28 protein-coding genes and 1 tRNA gene are annotated in these 16,342 nt (G+C 41.4%); 27 read left to right on the forward strand and 2 right to left on the reverse strand.

Features of this window, described 5'->3' with window-relative positions; all coding sequences use genetic code 11:
- The first annotated feature begins 84 nt into the window (after positions 1-84).
- From thiE to DT065_RS01100, 16 genes are all read left to right on the forward strand, one after another.
- A complete protein-coding gene (gene thiE, locus DT065_RS01015) occupies positions 85-723 on the forward strand; it encodes a thiamine phosphate synthase (RefSeq protein ID WP_114370090.1) in 639 nt (212 codons plus the stop codon).
- Positions 716-1,294: a hypothetical protein gene (locus DT065_RS01020; protein ID WP_114370092.1), complete on the forward strand. Its 579-nt coding sequence runs from the start codon at positions 716-718 to the stop codon at positions 1,292-1,294. Before thiE ends, DT065_RS01020 begins: the two co-directional genes overlap by 8 nt.
- Positions 1,295-1,961: 667 nt before the next feature.
- The gene (locus tag DT065_RS01025) at positions 1,962-2,261 is read left to right on the forward strand and encodes a DNA-binding protein (protein ID WP_114370094.1); all 300 of its coding nucleotides are present in this window, start codon (positions 1,962-1,964) and stop codon (positions 2,259-2,261) included.
- Positions 2,262-2,373: 112 nt separating this feature from the next.
- Complete coding sequence (locus tag DT065_RS01030; RefSeq protein WP_114370096.1) at positions 2,374-2,574, forward strand: hypothetical protein; 201 nt, start codon at positions 2,374-2,376, stop codon at positions 2,572-2,574.
- Between the two features lie 156 nt (positions 2,575-2,730).
- On the forward strand, positions 2,731-2,988 hold the full coding sequence (locus DT065_RS01035; protein WP_114370097.1) for a hypothetical protein: 258 nt from the start codon (positions 2,731-2,733) through the stop codon (positions 2,986-2,988).
- Positions 2,989-3,523: 535 nt separating this feature from the next.
- The gene (locus DT065_RS01045) at positions 3,524-3,781 is read left to right on the forward strand and encodes a hypothetical protein (RefSeq protein WP_114370101.1); all 258 of its coding nucleotides are present in this window, start codon (positions 3,524-3,526) and stop codon (positions 3,779-3,781) included.
- Positions 3,782-4,204: 423 nt separating this feature from the next.
- Complete coding sequence (locus DT065_RS01050) at positions 4,205-5,038, forward strand: hypothetical protein (RefSeq protein WP_114370103.1); 834 nt, start codon at positions 4,205-4,207, stop codon at positions 5,036-5,038.
- A 71-nt stretch (positions 5,039-5,109) separates the two neighbouring features.
- On the forward strand, positions 5,110-5,322 hold the full coding sequence (locus DT065_RS01055; protein WP_114370105.1) for a hypothetical protein: 213 nt from the start codon (positions 5,110-5,112) through the stop codon (positions 5,320-5,322).
- A 96-nt stretch (positions 5,323-5,418) separates the two neighbouring features.
- Complete coding sequence (locus DT065_RS01060; protein WP_114370107.1) at positions 5,419-6,252, forward strand: CPBP family intramembrane glutamic endopeptidase; 834 nt, start codon at positions 5,419-5,421, stop codon at positions 6,250-6,252.
- Between the two features lie 97 nt (positions 6,253-6,349).
- Positions 6,350-6,655 (forward strand): TIGR04104 family putative zinc finger protein, encoded by a 306-nt coding sequence (locus tag DT065_RS01065; protein WP_160112343.1) that lies wholly within the window; start codon positions 6,350-6,352, stop codon positions 6,653-6,655.
- Positions 6,656-6,789: 134 nt separating this feature from the next.
- On the forward strand, positions 6,790-7,056 hold the full coding sequence (locus DT065_RS01070; RefSeq protein ID WP_114370111.1) for a hypothetical protein: 267 nt from the start codon (positions 6,790-6,792) through the stop codon (positions 7,054-7,056).
- A gap of 470 nt (positions 7,057-7,526) precedes the next feature.
- Positions 7,527-7,805, forward strand: coding sequence for a hypothetical protein (locus DT065_RS01080; protein ID WP_114370114.1), 279 nt, complete (start codon positions 7,527-7,529; stop codon positions 7,803-7,805).
- A gap of 301 nt (positions 7,806-8,106) precedes the next feature.
- Positions 8,107-8,277, forward strand: a complete 171-nt coding sequence (locus tag DT065_RS18690; RefSeq protein WP_160112344.1) for a hypothetical protein — start codon at positions 8,107-8,109, stop codon at positions 8,275-8,277.
- Entirely contained in the window at positions 8,267-8,596 is a 330-nt protein-coding gene (locus DT065_RS01090; protein ID WP_114370116.1) for a type II toxin-antitoxin system PemK/MazF family toxin, read from the forward strand. Before DT065_RS18690 ends, DT065_RS01090 begins: the two co-directional genes overlap by 11 nt.
- Before the next feature lie 48 nt (positions 8,597-8,644).
- On the forward strand, positions 8,645-9,115 hold the full coding sequence (locus DT065_RS01095) for a YdeJ family lipoprotein (RefSeq protein ID WP_193550793.1): 471 nt from the start codon (positions 8,645-8,647) through the stop codon (positions 9,113-9,115).
- Positions 9,116-9,325: 210 nt separating this feature from the next.
- Positions 9,326-10,072 carry a hypothetical protein gene (locus DT065_RS01100; protein ID WP_114370118.1) on the forward strand — a complete coding sequence of 249 codons (747 nt, stop codon included), beginning with the start codon at positions 9,326-9,328 and terminating at the stop codon, positions 10,070-10,072.
- 290 nt (positions 10,073-10,362) lie between these two features.
- Here the strand turns inward: DT065_RS01100 and DT065_RS01105 are convergent.
- Positions 10,363-10,437, reverse strand: a tRNA-Gln gene (locus DT065_RS01105).
- Positions 10,438-10,569: 132 nt separating this feature from the next.
- On the opposite strand from DT065_RS01105, the gene comGA reads away from it, so the two are divergent.
- From comGA to DT065_RS01155, 10 genes are all read left to right on the forward strand, one after another.
- Positions 10,570-11,574, forward strand: coding sequence for a competence type IV pilus ATPase ComGA (gene comGA, locus DT065_RS01110; RefSeq protein WP_114370120.1), 1,005 nt, complete (start codon positions 10,570-10,572; stop codon positions 11,572-11,574).
- The gene (comGB, locus tag DT065_RS01115; protein WP_160112345.1) at positions 11,567-12,610 is read left to right on the forward strand and encodes a competence type IV pilus assembly protein ComGB; all 1,044 of its coding nucleotides are present in this window, start codon (positions 11,567-11,569) and stop codon (positions 12,608-12,610) included. The genes comGA and comGB overlap by 8 nt, the downstream gene beginning before the upstream one ends.
- 15 nt (positions 12,611-12,625) lie before the next feature.
- Positions 12,626-12,808, forward strand: a complete 183-nt coding sequence (locus DT065_RS01120; protein WP_114370124.1) for a hypothetical protein — start codon at positions 12,626-12,628, stop codon at positions 12,806-12,808.
- Complete coding sequence (comGC, locus tag DT065_RS01125) at positions 12,805-13,101, forward strand: competence type IV pilus major pilin ComGC (protein ID WP_114370126.1); 297 nt, start codon at positions 12,805-12,807, stop codon at positions 13,099-13,101. Before DT065_RS01120 ends, comGC begins: the two co-directional genes overlap by 4 nt.
- Positions 13,091-13,543, forward strand: a complete 453-nt coding sequence (comGD, locus tag DT065_RS01130; protein ID WP_160112346.1) for a competence type IV pilus minor pilin ComGD — start codon at positions 13,091-13,093, stop codon at positions 13,541-13,543. The genes comGC and comGD overlap by 11 nt, the downstream gene beginning before the upstream one ends.
- On the forward strand, positions 13,518-13,838 hold the full coding sequence (locus tag DT065_RS01135; RefSeq protein WP_160112347.1) for a prepilin-type N-terminal cleavage/methylation domain-containing protein: 321 nt from the start codon (positions 13,518-13,520) through the stop codon (positions 13,836-13,838). Before comGD ends, DT065_RS01135 begins: the two co-directional genes overlap by 26 nt.
- On the forward strand, positions 13,835-14,281 hold the full coding sequence (locus DT065_RS01140) for a prepilin-type N-terminal cleavage/methylation domain-containing protein (protein WP_160112348.1): 447 nt from the start codon (positions 13,835-13,837) through the stop codon (positions 14,279-14,281). Before DT065_RS01135 ends, DT065_RS01140 begins: the two co-directional genes overlap by 4 nt.
- A complete protein-coding gene (locus tag DT065_RS01145; protein ID WP_114370132.1) occupies positions 14,260-14,640 on the forward strand; it encodes a hypothetical protein in 381 nt (126 codons plus the stop codon). The genes DT065_RS01140 and DT065_RS01145 overlap by 22 nt, the downstream gene beginning before the upstream one ends.
- A 122-nt stretch (positions 14,641-14,762) precedes the next feature.
- A complete protein-coding gene (locus tag DT065_RS19785) occupies positions 14,763-14,951 on the forward strand; it encodes a YqzE family protein (protein ID WP_114370134.1) in 189 nt (62 codons plus the stop codon).
- A gap of 111 nt (positions 14,952-15,062) precedes the next feature.
- Positions 15,063-15,302 carry a DUF2626 family protein gene (locus tag DT065_RS01155; protein ID WP_114370136.1) on the forward strand — a complete coding sequence of 80 codons (240 nt, stop codon included), beginning with the start codon at positions 15,063-15,065 and terminating at the stop codon, positions 15,300-15,302.
- 36 nt (positions 15,303-15,338) lie between these two features.
- Here DT065_RS01155 and DT065_RS01160 read toward each other — a convergent pair whose 3' ends face one another.
- A complete protein-coding gene (locus DT065_RS01160) occupies positions 15,339-15,971 on the reverse strand; it encodes an MBL fold metallo-hydrolase (RefSeq protein ID WP_114370137.1) in 633 nt (210 codons plus the stop codon).
- 128 nt (positions 15,972-16,099) lie between these two features.
- Between DT065_RS01160 and DT065_RS01165 the strand changes: the two genes are divergently transcribed.
- Positions 16,100-16,270 carry a DUF2759 domain-containing protein gene (locus DT065_RS01165; RefSeq protein ID WP_114370139.1) on the forward strand — a complete coding sequence of 57 codons (171 nt, stop codon included), beginning with the start codon at positions 16,100-16,102 and terminating at the stop codon, positions 16,268-16,270.
- Positions 16,271-16,342 lie beyond the last annotated feature (72 nt).

Genomic DNA, 16,342 nt, shown 5'->3' on the forward strand with positions numbered 1-16,342 from the left:
GCCTTGACACACGATCTTCTACAATTCTCACAGAAGGGGTAAGGGATATCAAGTGCAAGATGAATATACAAGGGAGAGATGGTTATGTGGACGTCAGGGCTTTACGTGATTTCTGCGGAAAAATCACATCCGCATCGCTCGTTGTCGTCGGTGATGGAGGCTGCTTTAAAAGGAGGTGCAACCGCGATACAACTACGGGATAAAGAAAGTGGGAAACAAGCGCTGATTGAGAAGGCGTACGCGTTACAGCAATTGGCTCGCAGCTACCGTGTCCCTTTTCTGATGAATGATCATATAGACGTTGCTTTAGCAGTTAATGCCGATGGCGTTCATGTCGGGCAAGGGGATTTCCCTCTTATTGAAGCTCGGAAGTTGTTGGGAAAAGACAAGGTCATCGGCATATCTACGCACACGATAGAAGAGGCGATCGAAGCAGAACAATATGGCGCCGATTACATTGGCGTCGGACCGGTTTTTGATTCAAGCTCTAAAGACGATACGGAAAAAGAAATCGGGGTGGATGGGTTAAAAGAGATTACCGATCACGTATCGATCCCTACCGTGGCCATCGGAGGTATCAAGTTGAGCAACGCCGCAGACGTTGCTGCCACCGGTGTCAGTGGGGTAGCGGTAATCAGTGAAATCGTAACGAGTGATCATATCGAGGATACTTGCAGGCGTTTTACGGAAATCTTGACGGAGACGAGGGAGCGAGATGTTTAAGAGCGGGAACACATGGATGATCATTATCCCCGGGTTTTTGATGGTCTCTTTGTTTATTGGCGGCTGGCTTTATGTTGTCGGGGAGGACACGATGCAACACGAGAATCTTCAGGACGATGCGCAAATCAACGCCAATATCGATGGTGAAGATCTCAGCGGCGGGTGGAATTGGACGACTTTGCCGGAAGGAGAATTGGCAGGCGAAGACTATATCGGCATTATTGCCTATGAAAATGGGGAAATCCTTCCCGGGGATGAATTTGATCAGCAGCAATTAGAGCTCAGGCAGGATGGAGAAGTTATTTATGAAGAGGAGGGCACAGTAGTCGAGGAAGGCTTGATTTTTGAATTCCCGAATCGCATGGAAGCAACGGATATTTACGGATATGAAGGTGCGGTATCCGCGCAGTTACCGGATGCTTCCGACGAAGTTGAGATCTATTATTTGCATACGTGGATCAATCATGCAGGTCAGGGTGGAGAGGATCCATCCTTTAACGATCCGCCGTTCCCGGGAATGGAAGACAACGACGATTTCTGGTGGGTCATTAGCGAAACAGTGAGTGAATGAGGGTTGGTTTACATTGCGAGTACAGCGAGAGTAAAGTGATCCCTCAAAAGCAGGGATGTCCTCATCGAGAGGGATAACAAGGGTTAGCAGTGATGGCCACATCGAGAGGGATAACAAGAGTAAAGTAATCCCTCAAAAGCAGGGAAAGCCGCATTGAAAGGGACGATAAGAGTTGCGTTGTGACACGGACACACAAAAACGCCCGCGTTTGTCTCCACGCGAGCGTTTTTTCTATGTAATGGTTGGGAGCCAACACGATAATAATTCTAAAGTGGCGTTAGCTTACTGCCCCAATGGTTTCAGACATTTTTCCCATCCGCTAACCTCGTCGGAGTCGACCCCTATGTCCGCGAATGTGAAACTTTCCCGTTCTTACTATGTATCGCAAAAGGAAAATGAAGGTAACGCAACTACATGGCGAAAACTTTTTTAAGGAAATCGTTGTTTAGTTTAAGGTAGTATTTTATACTGAAACCGATTGTGATTAAAAAGTACTTCGATAACATTAACGTGAGCAAGGACGAAATAAAACTGGGAGGCTTCATCTTCCTTTATCGGGCGCGCTAATTGAACAAGTGCGTCCTTTTGGATAAGGCCATTATGTAGATTAAGTGAGTGCTCTAGGGTTATTATAGGACTATTAAAAAAATGGAGGAATCTTTATAATATGGTAGCTGAATCTTTATTCTTAGCTCTAGGATTTGCAGCAGCAGCGTTTTTCATAGGTGATGGACTAAAAAACTTTAAAAGTTCCAATGGCAATGATTTTAATTTTAAAGAAATGTTTAGCGAAACAACACCAGAATTGATAAAAGAAAATCAGGTACACCATTACATCGGTTTATCAAAGCAAGATGCAAGGTCTCTAATTCAAGAATACCCAGATATACCACATATAACTATAAATGGACAGGTATATTACCCGAGCGCAAAATTGCGTGAATGGATAAAAAATATAGGAGAGTAATCTCCTTTCGCTATGCTAATGAAATACCATTATCGAGGCGCTTTAATGGAATACCAGGAATTGCGCTCTCCTCGAGAATAAGGCAGATCGTTGAAGAACAGGGGATGTCCTGATGATATTAACTCTTTTAATTGTTATGTTCCTAATAAATTTCATTCCATTCTTGATTTATTATAATCAATATAAAAATTTGAAAAAGCGAAATGCTGGTGATAGGCAGTATGATAAGTTAGCTGGACGTATGATGAAAGCCAGTGGTTTGATTATGCCAGCGATGCTTATAATTGTTGTATTGGTTTATATCCAACAATAAAATATAGGAGCTAACGTATACTTCAGTAATCGAGCGCCATTCTGGAATAAAAATTGCTTTCTCTCTCTTATGAAAATGGCAGTTTTCGGGATTAGGACTATGTTAAATTTTAAATAGATTATTTATCAAAACCAATGGTTGAAGGAGATATTGAAAATGCCGTGGTCAGATATTATCTCGTTATTAATTATAATTGCACTTGTGTGTTGGTGCTTTAGTTTAATGCGTGAAAACAGCATTTTAAAAAGAGAAAACGCCAAGCTTCTAGAGAATACCGGGGCATATGAAGATATTAAAAATGAAGCAAATGAGATATTGAAAACTTCAACTGAAGTAAAGACTGTTAAATCATTAAGAGAGAAATATGGTTTGTCATTGATAGATGCGAAAAAAATTGTTGACTCAGTAAGATAGTGTTTATCTTCAGGAAACGGGCGTATCCGCAAGTCAAGAATGAAAAGCTTTGGGATTTAAAAAGAAAGGTCAGGGAGTACAATGAATATCGCCATATTCCTGGGGTCATTATTAGGTTTACAATTCGTTAGTGCTTTGATATATACTGGAATATTATTTTTAATTATTTGGGTTACTGGGAAATGTTTAAATAGGGATGAAACTAAATGGAGCAGAATATTTAATTTTGGAAAGGGTACCGGACTTTATGTCTTTATGATTACCCCCTATATAATTTCGCTGATTGCATTATTTTTTATCAGCAGGGCTTGGTTTGATTTTATCAGTTTCCCAAACATAATCATCAGTTCAATTTTCGTTGTAATATTTTGTGCCTTAATTGCAATTTACCCATTTTTTAAATTAAAGGATTCAATAACTAAGAATGCTTAAGAGTGTGTTTAAAATCGTTATTCACCAAACGAAGCGCTTTTGTGGATTAAAGTTGTACCAGAAAAGGGCATTATGTTGAACAGCGTAAATGGAGGGATTCAAAATGAGTGAGAAGAAAAAACCTTGGTTAGCTGGGTTACTTTCTTTTATAATTTCGGGAGCTGGCCAAATTTACACTGGTGCATTTAGAATAGGCATATTTTTTATAATTTTATATGTCTTGTTGATTATCGGCGGTGGATTTGAAATATTTCATCCAGTTGCAAGGTTACTATTTATTTTGTCTGTACCACCAATATTGTGGGTAGCAGCAATCATCCACGCAGTTTTATATGCAAGAAAGGTAAATGTACAACCTTAGAATACCGCCCGTTGACAGAGAGTAGATTACAGGAGGTTTTTATTTTTGCAAGATGGATATGATCCCCTTAGGCAGAATTCAAACAAAGAACATAATAAGAATTTAAGGAAACGCCTGTCTGTAATATTTTTTCTATTTTAGCTATTGTGATTACAATTTTAGTCTTATCATATATCTTTGGTTTTGATATACAGTGGTAATTGTGTCTGTTGGATCGATTGAGTTTTGACACATAGGGTATTTCCTTAAAAAATAAATGTAGATTCAAATAATAGCAGCTAATATCAGTCCACCCGATCTACCGCAAACGAAGCGTTTTGTGGAATAAAGTTGTACCAGAAAAAGGCCAGGTTGTTGAATAACAAAAGGTTCTATAATGTTTAATATAAAGGCTGATTTGCAACTTAAGGGAGGTGTTTTTTTATGGATTCATTTGATCGACATAATCAGAGAGACTTAGAATTACCAATACATCGTAAAAGATTGATGAATAATATTGAAAATGATTTAACACAGGATGCAAATGTTAAAGCGATATTCTATGGTGGTTCATTAGGAGATAGTAATACCGATATATATTCTGATATTGACTTAAGGATAGTGGTTGATCGTAGTGTCATACAGAAATACAGGGCTATGAAGAAACAGAGAGTACATAATTGGGGAAATATACTGTTTTTTGAAGGCTATGAACAAGAGAGTTTCATCATTGCACACTTCGATTCATTTATTAAAGCAGATATTTTTTATTACGAAGAAAATGAGTTGACACCATCTGTTTGGCTTCAAGATTTATACATTGTTTATGATCCTTACAACATCGTAAATGATATTCAGCACCGATCAAATCAACTGCAATATCATTTTGGTATTGAAGATGTGGAAGCTTGGCGTACGAAATACTTTTCGTTTATACACGAGGCTTATAGAAGAGCTGCGAGACGTGAATATTATTATGCCATGCACTGCATTGATTCTTTGCGGTTATCTATAGTTGCAGGTTGGTATATGGAGATGGGAATACAGCCAAATTCATTTGGTGATTGGGCAAAGATTGAGGGGGAAAGAAGTCCCTTGAAAGATTGGCAATTGGAACTTCTGCAAAAGTGGCTTAGCTCTGGAGACCCGGATGGGATAATGATGGTAGTTAACGGCATGAGACCAGAATTTGAAAGATTGAACAAAAATTTAAGTAGCTTTGTTGGATTATCAGCAGAAGAGGATTTGGTTAAAGAAATTTATAATATGGTTTTATAAGATTCTTCCTTAATCGAAGCGCACTTCTGGAATAACAAAAGACGCTTTATGTTCATCAGGGAGAGGATACTATGTATTTAAACAAAACCATCATTGCTGGGATTATATCTATATTTATTGGCATGGGGTTTTTCCTTGCTGTTGCGCTTCTTCTTCCAACTGGCAATGAGAGTGATTGGGGCTATGGGATGGGCGGCTTGACTTTAGCTGCTATATTCGGAACAGGTGGGATACTTATTCTTATCATCGGCATTGTCGTCAGGATAATCAAACGAAAGGAATAGCGATAACGTTTCCAATAAAAAATGAACGTTTGCAGTTGACGAACGCTTTAATGGAGTAACTTCTTTGTCCAGTGAAAAGGTGTGATAAACATAGATATGTATAAAAAAAGTTTAATTTGCTTTTTACTTTTAACGTTTATTGTAACTTATCTGATGGGCTTAATCGTTTTCTTGAATGGTGGTTTAGAAGAACAAAACGCTCTTGCTAATGCAATTATGTTTATACCTGCAATTATAGCAATCATTATTTGGGTTATATTTCACAATAAACATAGCTTTAGAGCATTTTTTAAGTTTCGTTTAGGCTCATGGAAATCATGGTTAATTTACCCAACGTTAATGACAATGCTCATTGCACTTACATATTCCATTACTTTTTTACTTTCACCAAGTCAGTTTTTAAACGGTCAAGAAATTGCTGAAATTATGTCAAACCTCCCTACATATATCGATGGGTATCCATTGGCTATTAATGTTTTGACGCCCTTACTTTTAAATACAGTCCTTGGTACAGTTTTAATACTTCCATTGTTTATTGGAGAAGAATTAGGTTGGCGTGGCTATCTTTATCCGGTACTGTTTTCTTCATTGTCCAAAAAAGGGCTTGTCATCGGCGGGATTATTTGGGGTCTGTGGCATTTGCCAGTCTTATTGATGGGCCATAATTATCCAGATACTCCATTACTAGGGATGTTTATGATAACCTTATTCTGTATTTCAATGGGCATCATTCTGTTTTATGCATACATAAAAAGTGGATCAATTATTATTCCATCATTAATGCACGGGGTTATCAAGCAAATGTCTTCAACAATAACTGATCTTTTCATCGATCAAGACGTGCATAATCCCTTGGTTTTCGGTCCTACAGGTTTAATAGGCATCATCATTTTCACTTTTATTGCAGTTTTTTTATACAGGAAAATATAATGGTTGTTAACTCGATCTTCTATTAAAGAAGCGCTTTAATGGAATAAAATAGTAACAGCATAGGGCCAAAATCCGGAATAAGAAAGGAGGCAGGGTATTGAAGCTTCCTGTTTGTTGGTCGTGTCAATATAAGTACAAATGGGCTGAACTTTTGTTAGTTATTGAGGGAAGAAAAACATGTCCGGTATGTAGTGAAAAACAGTATGTGACATCTCACTCAAAATGGCTGCAAGGATTTGCTTTTGTACCTTTGATTCTTTTTTATTGGGTTACAGTGATGTTTATGATCAATATGTCTTTTGCTTTATATCTGGTCATTGGTTTGCTGTATTTTGCAGCTTATTGGTTTTTGATTCTTCCATTTCAATATGAATTTACAGATGAAAAACAGCAGTTAGTCTAAATTGAGTATTTACATGTTTTTCTTCCGCTAATGAGGCGCATTAACGGAAGAACGGTTATGCTTCAATCGGGCCGGTTTGTTGAAGATCGCGTGAGAGATATGTTATGGAACCCGTACTAAAGGGAGGCGATCAATTGTTAGAACCATTTGATAACCTGTTATCTTCGAGTGATACTGCATTTACGGTCTTTATTGCTATTGGAACGATCTTAGCTATGATCTCATTGTTTACTTATGCTTCATTTATGAAGAAAATAAATTTTATTGATGGTGACCAAAACGTAATAAAATTAAAAATCGAAAAAGTAATGTCGGCCACACTCTTATTTTCGCTATTCGTACTTTTATTTATAGCGCCAAGTGAGAGTGATATATATAGGCAATATTTTTTATTCCTATAGTTTTATATATTCTTGCTGGTGCTATTTGTTCTGCTTATTATTATTACCAGCACAAATCTAAAGGTTTAGTTGATGGTGTTTAACGATGTAGAATCTTCCAGAATAGGGCGCTTTAATGGAATAAAAAGTTATATCAGAATACGATCAGGCCAGATTGTTGAACATCAGCAGTAACTTTTTGAGGAGTCTGAGGTGCTTAGGTTGAACAAATTTTGGGATATCATGATGATATTAGGAGGCATATATCTCGGTGTATTTATCACCTTGGTATTTGTTACCCCCGAGATACTTAATGATTTGGGAGAGGGTAACCTTCTATTTTTTGTGGGAAGTGTCACATTGATGTTTTTAGGATTTCTAGGTGCGTATAGAAGGAAAACAGAGGATAAAAAATTGACATTTAAGAGATATGATAAGTTTTTATTGAAAATGTAAATAGATAGATGTCCGATTGTTTCGAGGTGTAGATAGTGAATATATTGAGAATAATCAGGGTATTAGTGATTCCTTTCTGTATTGTTTTTCTCGCTATTGGCTTTATTAATCCTGATATTCTAGATGATTTCTTAGAAGGAAATTTACTTTTCTTCATTGGGATAGTCATATTTGGTTATTTGGGTTATTTAAGCATTAGAATACGTGACTCTGAAGAGAAAAAAATAACCCGTGAACAGGTGCTTAGGACATTTTTTGAATTAGGGTTCTTTATCATTGCAGCGGTAATTGTACATCAAATATTAGGTTTATGATAAGCTTTAAGACTGTTTATTTATTTGTTACGCAAACGAGTGTATTTGCGGAATAGTATGGCGCTAAAGGGGGTATGTTGGATGAAATTTGCTTGGATTGCATGGTGGATCGTAAATGCTTTTTGGTTGGCCATATTTGCATTAGGATAGATTTTTTTAGCACAAAGAGACGTAGATGCGACTGGTGCAGTTCAAACGCCGGAAATGCGGGAGTATTTCTCCCGTATGTGGCTCTTTGAACACTTTAGGTTGACTCGAATATAAGATATAATGAGAATACAGCTTAATGGAGGTGTGTCGTATGTCTATTCCAGATAAAATTATCAAGGAAATTGACATGTTGAGTGAGCAAGAAAGACAAAAGGTCCTCGATAAAATTAAAGAGAAATATATGTCTAAAGATGTTATTTTACTAAGTGAAAATTATGCTTGGTGGGATAATGAGGAGGATGACATTTACAATGAGCAGTAAGGCGAAACAGGGTGAGGTTTGGTTGGCAGAAGTCCTTTTTAAAGGAACTCGCGAAACTAAGCAGCACTTTTGTTTTATTGTCGGAAATGAATTGGCAATAGATGTGGATGTCATCATTGCCCCAGTTACTAGCCAGCAGCCCAGAAATCAATTTGATGTTGCTTTGGAGTATTGGAAAGAATCCGGATTGATAAAGCCATCTGTAGCTCATACTTCAAAAATTATGTCTGTGCATGGATCTGAATTGAAACGTCATTTAGGTGTATTACATAAGCATGATCTTGAACGTGTGCTCCATGTGTGCAGAAATTTATTCTAGAAATTTTTAACCAAAGTCCGATCTTGTGGAAAAGGGGCATTTTGGGGAATGAACTCTTGTGAAATTAGGAAGATTCTATTAACAATAGAAAGAGAAAGCAAAGATACAAATGATCAATCTGAAAGCGAAGAAAGTGAAGCACTATCCGAATATTCTTCTGAAGAAATTGAATATGCCCGAATTTGGTTACAGCTTGGAGAGAATCAAGATATAAGCGAATTGAATGTTGAACATTTTCCAGGCGGTGAGCCACTTAATCCGGACGATGAAACGTGTGCCAATTATCCGGAAGCTGTTGTTCAGTTAGCGGGTTCTCGCTTAGTAGATGGATCCGTGACTTATAGCAGTAATGGGGATGGAACGATTAATGAGTACAATGTTCCTCTGCGTTGGGACGGCGAATACCCCGCGGGTGAAGACTTTTACAAAGAAATTATCGAAGATACCAAACAAGTATCCATTGACCCGGTTGATGACGAAAAGGTCGAAAATTTGATTGAAATACTTAATATGGATTGATAAACAATCGAGACATCCTGGCGGAAAGAAAGACCCTTCGTGGTGACGCAACCGGACGCGAAGTGCGACAACTGAGGGGTCATAAGCTGAAATGGCGGTATGGAATCCGTTTAAAAAAGAATTTTGGACCGTGCGCAATATGTTATAGTTGAAAATTTACCTTAAACATAATACTATAGTTGCGTAATTTAACTTGGGGAGGTCATTAATGTGAAGAAGTATATAGTTGCGATTGGTTTGGGGTCGATGCTGGTATTAGCCGCGTGTGGTGGCGGCGGTGAGAGCGAGAGCGAAAGCAACGGTGATAACGGCGGCGATGCCGAAGCTACCGAAGAAAGCGGCGAGCAAGCAAGCGCCGAAGCGGACGAGGGCGAAGCAGAAGCAGAAGAAGAAGAAACCAGCACCGATGATGACGCAAGCGAAAGTGAATCCGCGAACGCCGACACAAGCGAGGGCGACGGGGATATAACGGAAGGCGGCAACGAAGTAGGCGAAACGGTTACGAACGATGCCGGCGAAACAACGCTTGTAAGCCTTAACGACGACATTGATACAATAGAATCCGGTCCGATCACGCTAGACATTGAGAAGGTGAACGGGGCTTCGGCAACGTTCGATGATGAAATGGCCGTCGAAATGTTCGGCGAAGAATCCGAGTATATCCAGCTTGACATGACGGTCGAGAACACAAGCGAGGACGATGTTACATTCTACGCATCGCAAGCAACCATGATTACGGACACTGGCGAGCAGTTGGAGCCGGAAATGATGGCAAGCGACCATATTGAGGGTGAGTTTTTGGGGCAAGTTGAGAAAAGCGGCACTTCCATTTATATGCTCGAAAACTCAACGGCTGACGAAGTGGAAAGCGTAGAATTGCGATTCGACGCACCGCACGATCAAGACTGGGAAGACGTTGGCGAAAGCATTGAAACGGAAATTGACCTGGAACAATAACAAAAAGCGCCCGACGCAAGCAAGCGCCGGGCTTTCGTTTTATCTTTTTAAACGTCGAGCGTGTCGTAGCGTTCGGCTTTTTTAAATTGTTCTTTACTTTGGTATCGCTTTTGCCATGCGCCTAACCTCCCGTAAATTGTCGAATTAGAACGGAAAGGGTCACGAAACTTTCGCAAAAACGGGGTCAGGATCGTTAAAAAAATTTGAGTGGACGTGAATGAACAATCCTGTACGTAGGACACGAACTGCAAAAAGTGTCCACTCAAAAAAATCTCTCTATGACAGTAAATTGGTTGGGATGGCAGGATTCGAACCTACGCATCATGGAGTCAAAGTCCATTGCCTTACCGCTTGGCTACATCCCAGTCTACACACAGTATTATGGGCAGCAAAAAAAAGTTTATACTTTTTTCGTGAAAAAAGAAGGGAAAAATTTTTTTGTGTCGAATAGTGTTAGTGTGAGAGAGCCCCCTTGACGAAATTAGGGAGGTGATCGATTGACGATCACGCAAGGAGAATGTACAAAACTCTTCCGCTTTGCCTACGAAAGTCACGCCACCGATATTCATTTCCATCCCTATCCCTCCCATACCTCAATTCTGTTCCGGACGGAAGGCGATCTAAAGGAAATCCGCCGTATTCCTCGTGCGGATGCGGATAAAATGGTGGCGCACCTGAAATTTCAATCCGGGATGGATATTGGTGAACGACGACTTCCCCAAAACGGTTCCATGACGATGCAGCAGATTGGACGTTTATCCGTACGATTGTCAATGATACCGATCGGAGAAGGGGAGCGCCTCGTCGCTCGACTCCTTCCTGCCGATGAAGACCTTGCATTGGCACAACTCCCGCTTTTGAAAACGACTGCACGGGACCTACACGCGTTGGCTGAACGCGAGCATGGGTTGATTATTTTTACAGGCCCTACAGGTTCGGGAAAAACCACGACTTTGTATGCCCTCCTTCAGGAAATTACCAAACAGACGCATCGCCATGTCATTTCCGTGGAAGATCCAATTGAAAAACCACGGAAAGCCTTCACGCAAATGCAAGTGAATGAACAAGCCGGCCTCTATTACACCGATGCATTAAAAGCAGCACTGCGCCACGATCCGGATGTGTTAATGATCGGTGAAATCAGAGATGAACAAACGGCAAAGATAGCAGTACGCGCGGCGATGACCGGTCGTCTTGTGCTAACAACCCTACACACACGTAACACGAGTGGTGCGCTTGTACGATTATTGGAGTTTGGTGTGCCGGCAAATTATTTATATGAAAGTATAGCCGCGGTCGTTGCCCAGCGTCTTGTGCATGATGAGCGGGAACAACGGAAGGCGATCTTTGGTTTTTTGGCGAATGAACCGTTGCAATCATTACTCGATGATTGTGTCCAAAACATTCCGCTTTCCTATGATGACGGCTTGGAAAATCAACGGTTGGAAGGGATCGCGCTCGGTTATTTACCAAAGAAAGCGGGGCGTCTCAGCCATGTTTAAACGGAAAGATAAATGGAAAGCGATCAATAAAGCTCGTTTTTTCCTGAACGTAGGACGCTTGTTACAAAGAGGGTACACGTTAAATCACGGAGCGAAACTGATGATGTATGGAGAGCCTCCGGAAGCGAGAGATACGGTTTCCTCATGGGTTGCCATGTTGCAAGATGGGCGGCCATGGGCAGAGGCTTTAAAGCTTTTAAACATCCCCTCCGACATTCGTGCTTATCTGTACTTTTCCGAACGTTACGGCATGCTTTCCCAAGGATTTTACTACGCGGGTCGCATGCTCCAGCAAAGAGAACACTTTAAGGACAAGGCGCGCACCCTCGCACGCTACCCGATTCTTCTTATCTGGATTATCGCCACGCTTTTCCTCTTTATGACGTTGTTTGTTTTTCCCCAATTTGAAGAATTATTCATGACGATGGACATCGATTACCCGCCGATCACGACGTTTGCCTTTGCCGTTTTCCGGGGCATGCCGTACGTTTTCGCCGTACTGATCATCGCGGCGTTTGTTTTCTATGTTTATTACCAACGGCGTTTTAAAAAGCTTAGTCCTTTTCAACAATTGGAGAGAATTCGGAACATTCCTAGCGCCAAGCCTTGGCTCAACTTGTATATCACGTACACGGTGAGCCTGCAGATGAGCCAACTTTTAAAAGGCGGGCTGAGTGCGCATGATGCATTGCAAGTCTTTATCCAACAGACGCAAATGCCATTTTTACAAGTCGAAGGTGAACGATTACAAGCAGAATTAAATGAAGGCAAACGTTTACACGCGGCCATTGAAAGCGTGCCTTACTATCAAAAAGAATTCGCCGATGTCATTCGTCATGGACAAGCAGCAGGCCAGTTGGCCGAAGATCTCGTCCATTACAGCGAGATGCTTTGGGAAGAGCTTAACGAGCGCACGAAAAAAACGACGGTGATGATTCAGCCGGTTTTGTTCCTTGCTATCGGCGGGTTTATGTTATTGCTGTTTCTGTCCATATTCGTGCCGATTTTTCAATTAATTTCCTCATTGGATGGATGAAAAGGAGTGTAAAAAATGAATGTCAACGAACGTAATCTCCTTCGGCGAATCCAACGCTTGGAACGAAAATGTGAAAAGATGGAAGCCAGGATGATTTATTTGGAAAAATGCATCAATTGCTTGGAATACCAACAACATGATGATACAAAAAAGCTGGTCACCCTCGTATACAACCGCAAAGGAGGAGAACAACGGTGAAAATAAAGGATGAGGGCTTTACCTTGATTGAAATGATGATCGTGCTGCTCATTATCTCGATATTGCTGTTGGTCGCGATCCCGAATATGGTGCAAAACAGTGACGTCGCACAGAGTAAAGGATGTGAAGCGACGATTGATCTGGTACAAGCGCAAGTCGGGAGTTACAAAGTGGCAGAAGGAAATTATCCGAGTGACATAAGTGATTTAGAGGGAGATTATGTTGATAGTGTTACATGTCCGGACGGGACATCGTTGGTGTTTGATGGGGATGAAGTCAAACTTGGAGAATAAAAACGAACAAGGCCACACGCTTATGGAGCTCGTCGTTGTCTTGCTCCTTTTCTCGATCTGTTTGGCCATCCCCACCTTTTCTTTTGTCGATCAGAACGACGGGCGGGAAATGGAGATGTTTGTTTCCGAATTTGAGCAAGACCTTCATTATGCCCAGCAACAGGCGATGGGGAAGACTGTTAATGCCCGGCTCGATATTCAGAATAATCCGGGCAGGTATCAGGTTGTTGTGGATGGAGAAACCGTGAAGCGAGTGTCGTTTCCGGAGAATGTGTATTTTCAATACAGGTCGATATCCCCGGGAACGATTCGCTTTCGACCGAGCGGGAATACGGACGATGCCGGTGAAATCACAATACGAAGCAGCGATCAATTTTATCGTGCTATGTTTCTCGTTGGTTCGGGGAGGTTTTACGTTGAAAAAGTCGACACAAACAACTGACGGAGGATTTACATTAATGGAAGTAACAACGGCTCTGTTGCTTTTATCCGTGGCGGCGGCCGGGATCGTTCCTTTATTATCGATTGTGTACACGGAACGAGCGGAAGTGCAAGCAGAGCGCAACGCTTATCGCATTCTTGAGCGAGTGGGCTACGAGCTTGAAGACAGCGATAGTGAAACCGTTACGGTTGCCGGTACGTCATATGTTGTGCGTAATGAAAACACAGCGATATGTATTTATTGGCAAGGGCCGGCGAGGAGGGACAAGGACATATGCCTTGAATTTCCGCTGTGAATGACCGTGGTTTTACACTTTTGGAGATGGTCATTGCTATGTTTATGTTCTTCGCTGTGGTTGCGGTTGTCCCCATTCTTTTACAAACAGCCAATCCCCCGAGTTCAGAGCTCTCCCGCGATGATCAAGAAATCCAAACTTGGTTTCAAGAAATCTCAAAAGAAGCGAAATATGCGCGTGACTTTGCAGTCGAACAAAACAGGCTGATTATCACGGATATCGACGGTGTCGAACGTAGTTTTAGAAAAAGTGGAAGCAATTTGATCAGAAGTGGGCGTACGGGCGGCCATTCGGTTTTGCAAAATATCGATGGTTTTCATGCCCAACTTGTATCGGACGGGGTGATGATCACCGTTGCTGCGAACGGTAAGCAATATGAGAAACGGTTGCGTCCGACACGAGCGCCCGAGGAGGAAGACATTTGGATCAAAAGGGAGCGATAATGCCGTTTGTTCTCGTACTCTGCCTCGTACTAGCCGGCATGGTCGGTCACCAGGCCGTGCTGCTCACGTTCGAACGGGGTGGTTTGGAAGCCCAGAGAATGTTTATGGTCGCAAATCTATTGTTGGAAAAAGGGGAAGAGCAATGGTGGGAGGCCTATAAAGATGATCGTACGTCGAACAATGGCTTATGGGAGTTCGAAGAGGGAACCGTTTATTATCGGATGTCTCCGGTAAACGGAAGTGATTATGAAGTGGTGACATTGAACGCGGAAGTCGTTGGGGGCGGGAATGTACAACATTACTACTACGTAAAAAAAACCGATCCTGAAAATGAAAAAGAGGAGGAATACAGTGATTAAATAAAGGACGGCGCTGATCAAGGTCAGCGCTTTACAAATTCTCGCCATTCACGCTCGGATAAAAAAAGGAAAAAACGGAGAAGCTATATAGCAAAAGGAATGGAAGGAGAACCACTTGACGCATGAATCCAAACCCTTATTTTAAATACCTCGTTGAATCCTTTTTACGCAGGCTTGACCATTTTGCAACGCCAAAAGAGATGAGTCGAAAACAACGAAGGAAGCTAAAGAAAAAACGTAAATCGCGGATGTTTACTGTATTCGGTGCCATCCCCACCGCGATAAAAATCAGTATGCGCAGATCAAGGTGACAAAAATTTGTCGGATTGTCATGTGAAACCGGAGAAAGTAATTTACAATTGAGCCATGACTCATATATAATAAGGACAGTAACATGACGAGAAGTGGAGGAGGAAAAAAAGATGAGTCGCATGTACCGTGTGATGGCTTTTTGGACAGGGATCTTTGCCGTCTTATTTTTTGTGGGAGAAATGTATGAAGTATCTTTGTTGTTCTTTGCTAATACGGCAGCATTCTTGGGGCTTGGTTTTATGGGGCTTTCCGAACGCACGTATTTATACATATTCGGTGCTTACTTAACTTTATTTATGGTTGGCTTCTCTTACTATACGATTTTTCTCTTGGAGCCAAGCCTTGGCTAAAACAAATAAAAGGCGGCTGCTTTCACCGCCTTCTCCCTATAAACCACTAAGGAACGGGTTGCCGTCCATTTCCGCAGTAATCGTTGTAACCGGTCCGTGTCCGCAAGCGACGGTGGTATCTTCCGGGAGTTCCAAAAGTTTTTGATGGATGCTATTTAAAAGGGTGGATTCATCGGCACCGGGGAGATCGGTGCGTCCAATGCCGCTTTGAAAAAGGACGTCGCCGGAGAACACCGTGCCGGTAGGTTCGTGATAATACGAAACACTTCCCGGTGAATGCCCCGGGGTTTCAACGATCCGAAAAGCAAAAGGGCCTACGGTTATGCTTCGTTCCCCCTCGATGACATGCTCGGCAGGCCGGGCGGTTATCCCTTCGGAAGTCATATTGACCGAAAGATTCTTCGAGGGATCTTGCAGCCAGTGGGCTTCCCTTTGGTGAATGTAAACAGGGATGTTAAACGCGTCGCGGATATGGTCAACGGCGCCGATATGATCAAAATGTGCATGGGTTAACAGAATGGCCAGTGGTTTTATGTTTTCTTTTTTCAAGGCAGTTTCAAAAGCTTCGCCATCTCCGCCCGGATCAAAGATAACCGCTTCGCCTTCTTGGTTGTAAAGAACATAGGCGTTGGTTTGTACAGGTCCCAAAGGGGCTTGCTTCCAATTCATATGATTGTCAACTCCTTCTTGAATCTATAAACCATTGTACATGAAAATCAAGAAAACGAAAAAACTCATTATAAGAAAATAAGAACGAATGTATAAGAATTGAATCATGCGAAAAGGAGAGAATGGATATGGCATTAGGATCAATCACTACGACAGTGGCAATTCTTTCGGTTTTTGCTTTTGTCCGTGAGTTAAAGCGAAGGAACTTTTTAGGGGTTGGGTTTTCAGTAATCAGCATTCTTATCTTTGGTTTTTTTGGGATAATGACTTTGTTTGTAAGCGGAGCACCGGAAATGTAAGTGAACACTCGTCGTCATGACGGGTGTTTTTTTCTGGAGGGTTAGAGGTTAGAGGTTAAACGGAGAAGTTAA

The organism is Salicibibacter kimchii, from assembly GCF_003336365.1.
Lineage (GTDB): Bacteria > Bacillota > Bacilli > Bacillales > Marinococcaceae > Salicibibacter > Salicibibacter kimchii.

Coding starts and splice junctions, on each gene's coding strand:
- thiE (WP_114370090.1), top strand. CDS start 85: ATGTGGACGTCAGGGCTTTACGTGATTTCTGCGGAAAAATCACATCCG.
- DT065_RS01020 (WP_114370092.1), top strand. CDS start 716: ATGTTTAAGAGCGGGAACACATGGATGATCATTATCCCCGGGTTTTTG.
- DT065_RS01025 (WP_114370094.1), top strand. CDS start 1,962: ATGGTAGCTGAATCTTTATTCTTAGCTCTAGGATTTGCAGCAGCAGCG.
- DT065_RS01030 (WP_114370096.1), top strand. CDS start 2,374: ATGATATTAACTCTTTTAATTGTTATGTTCCTAATAAATTTCATTCCA.
- DT065_RS01035 (WP_114370097.1), top strand. CDS start 2,731: ATGCCGTGGTCAGATATTATCTCGTTATTAATTATAATTGCACTTGTG.
- DT065_RS01045 (WP_114370101.1), top strand. CDS start 3,524: ATGAGTGAGAAGAAAAAACCTTGGTTAGCTGGGTTACTTTCTTTTATA.
- DT065_RS01050 (WP_114370103.1), top strand. CDS start 4,205: ATGGATTCATTTGATCGACATAATCAGAGAGACTTAGAATTACCAATA.
- DT065_RS01055 (WP_114370105.1), top strand. CDS start 5,110: ATGTATTTAAACAAAACCATCATTGCTGGGATTATATCTATATTTATT.
- DT065_RS01060 (WP_114370107.1), top strand. CDS start 5,419: ATGTATAAAAAAAGTTTAATTTGCTTTTTACTTTTAACGTTTATTGTA.
- DT065_RS18690 (WP_160112344.1), top strand. CDS start 8,107: ATGTCTATTCCAGATAAAATTATCAAGGAAATTGACATGTTGAGTGAG.
- DT065_RS01090 (WP_114370116.1), top strand. CDS start 8,267: ATGAGCAGTAAGGCGAAACAGGGTGAGGTTTGGTTGGCAGAAGTCCTT.
- DT065_RS01095 (WP_193550793.1), top strand. CDS start 8,645: ATGAACTCTTGTGAAATTAGGAAGATTCTATTAACAATAGAAAGAGAA.
- comGB (WP_160112345.1), top strand. CDS start 11,567: ATGTTTAAACGGAAAGATAAATGGAAAGCGATCAATAAAGCTCGTTTT.
- DT065_RS01120 (WP_114370124.1), top strand. CDS start 12,626: ATGAATGTCAACGAACGTAATCTCCTTCGGCGAATCCAACGCTTGGAA.
- DT065_RS19785 (WP_114370134.1), top strand. CDS start 14,763: ATGAATCCAAACCCTTATTTTAAATACCTCGTTGAATCCTTTTTACGC.
- DT065_RS01155 (WP_114370136.1), top strand. CDS start 15,063: ATGAGTCGCATGTACCGTGTGATGGCTTTTTGGACAGGGATCTTTGCC.
- DT065_RS01160 (WP_114370137.1), bottom strand. CDS start 15,971: ATGAATTGGAAGCAAGCCCCTTTGGGACCTGTACAAACCAACGCCTAT.
- DT065_RS01165 (WP_114370139.1), top strand. CDS start 16,100: ATGGCATTAGGATCAATCACTACGACAGTGGCAATTCTTTCGGTTTTT.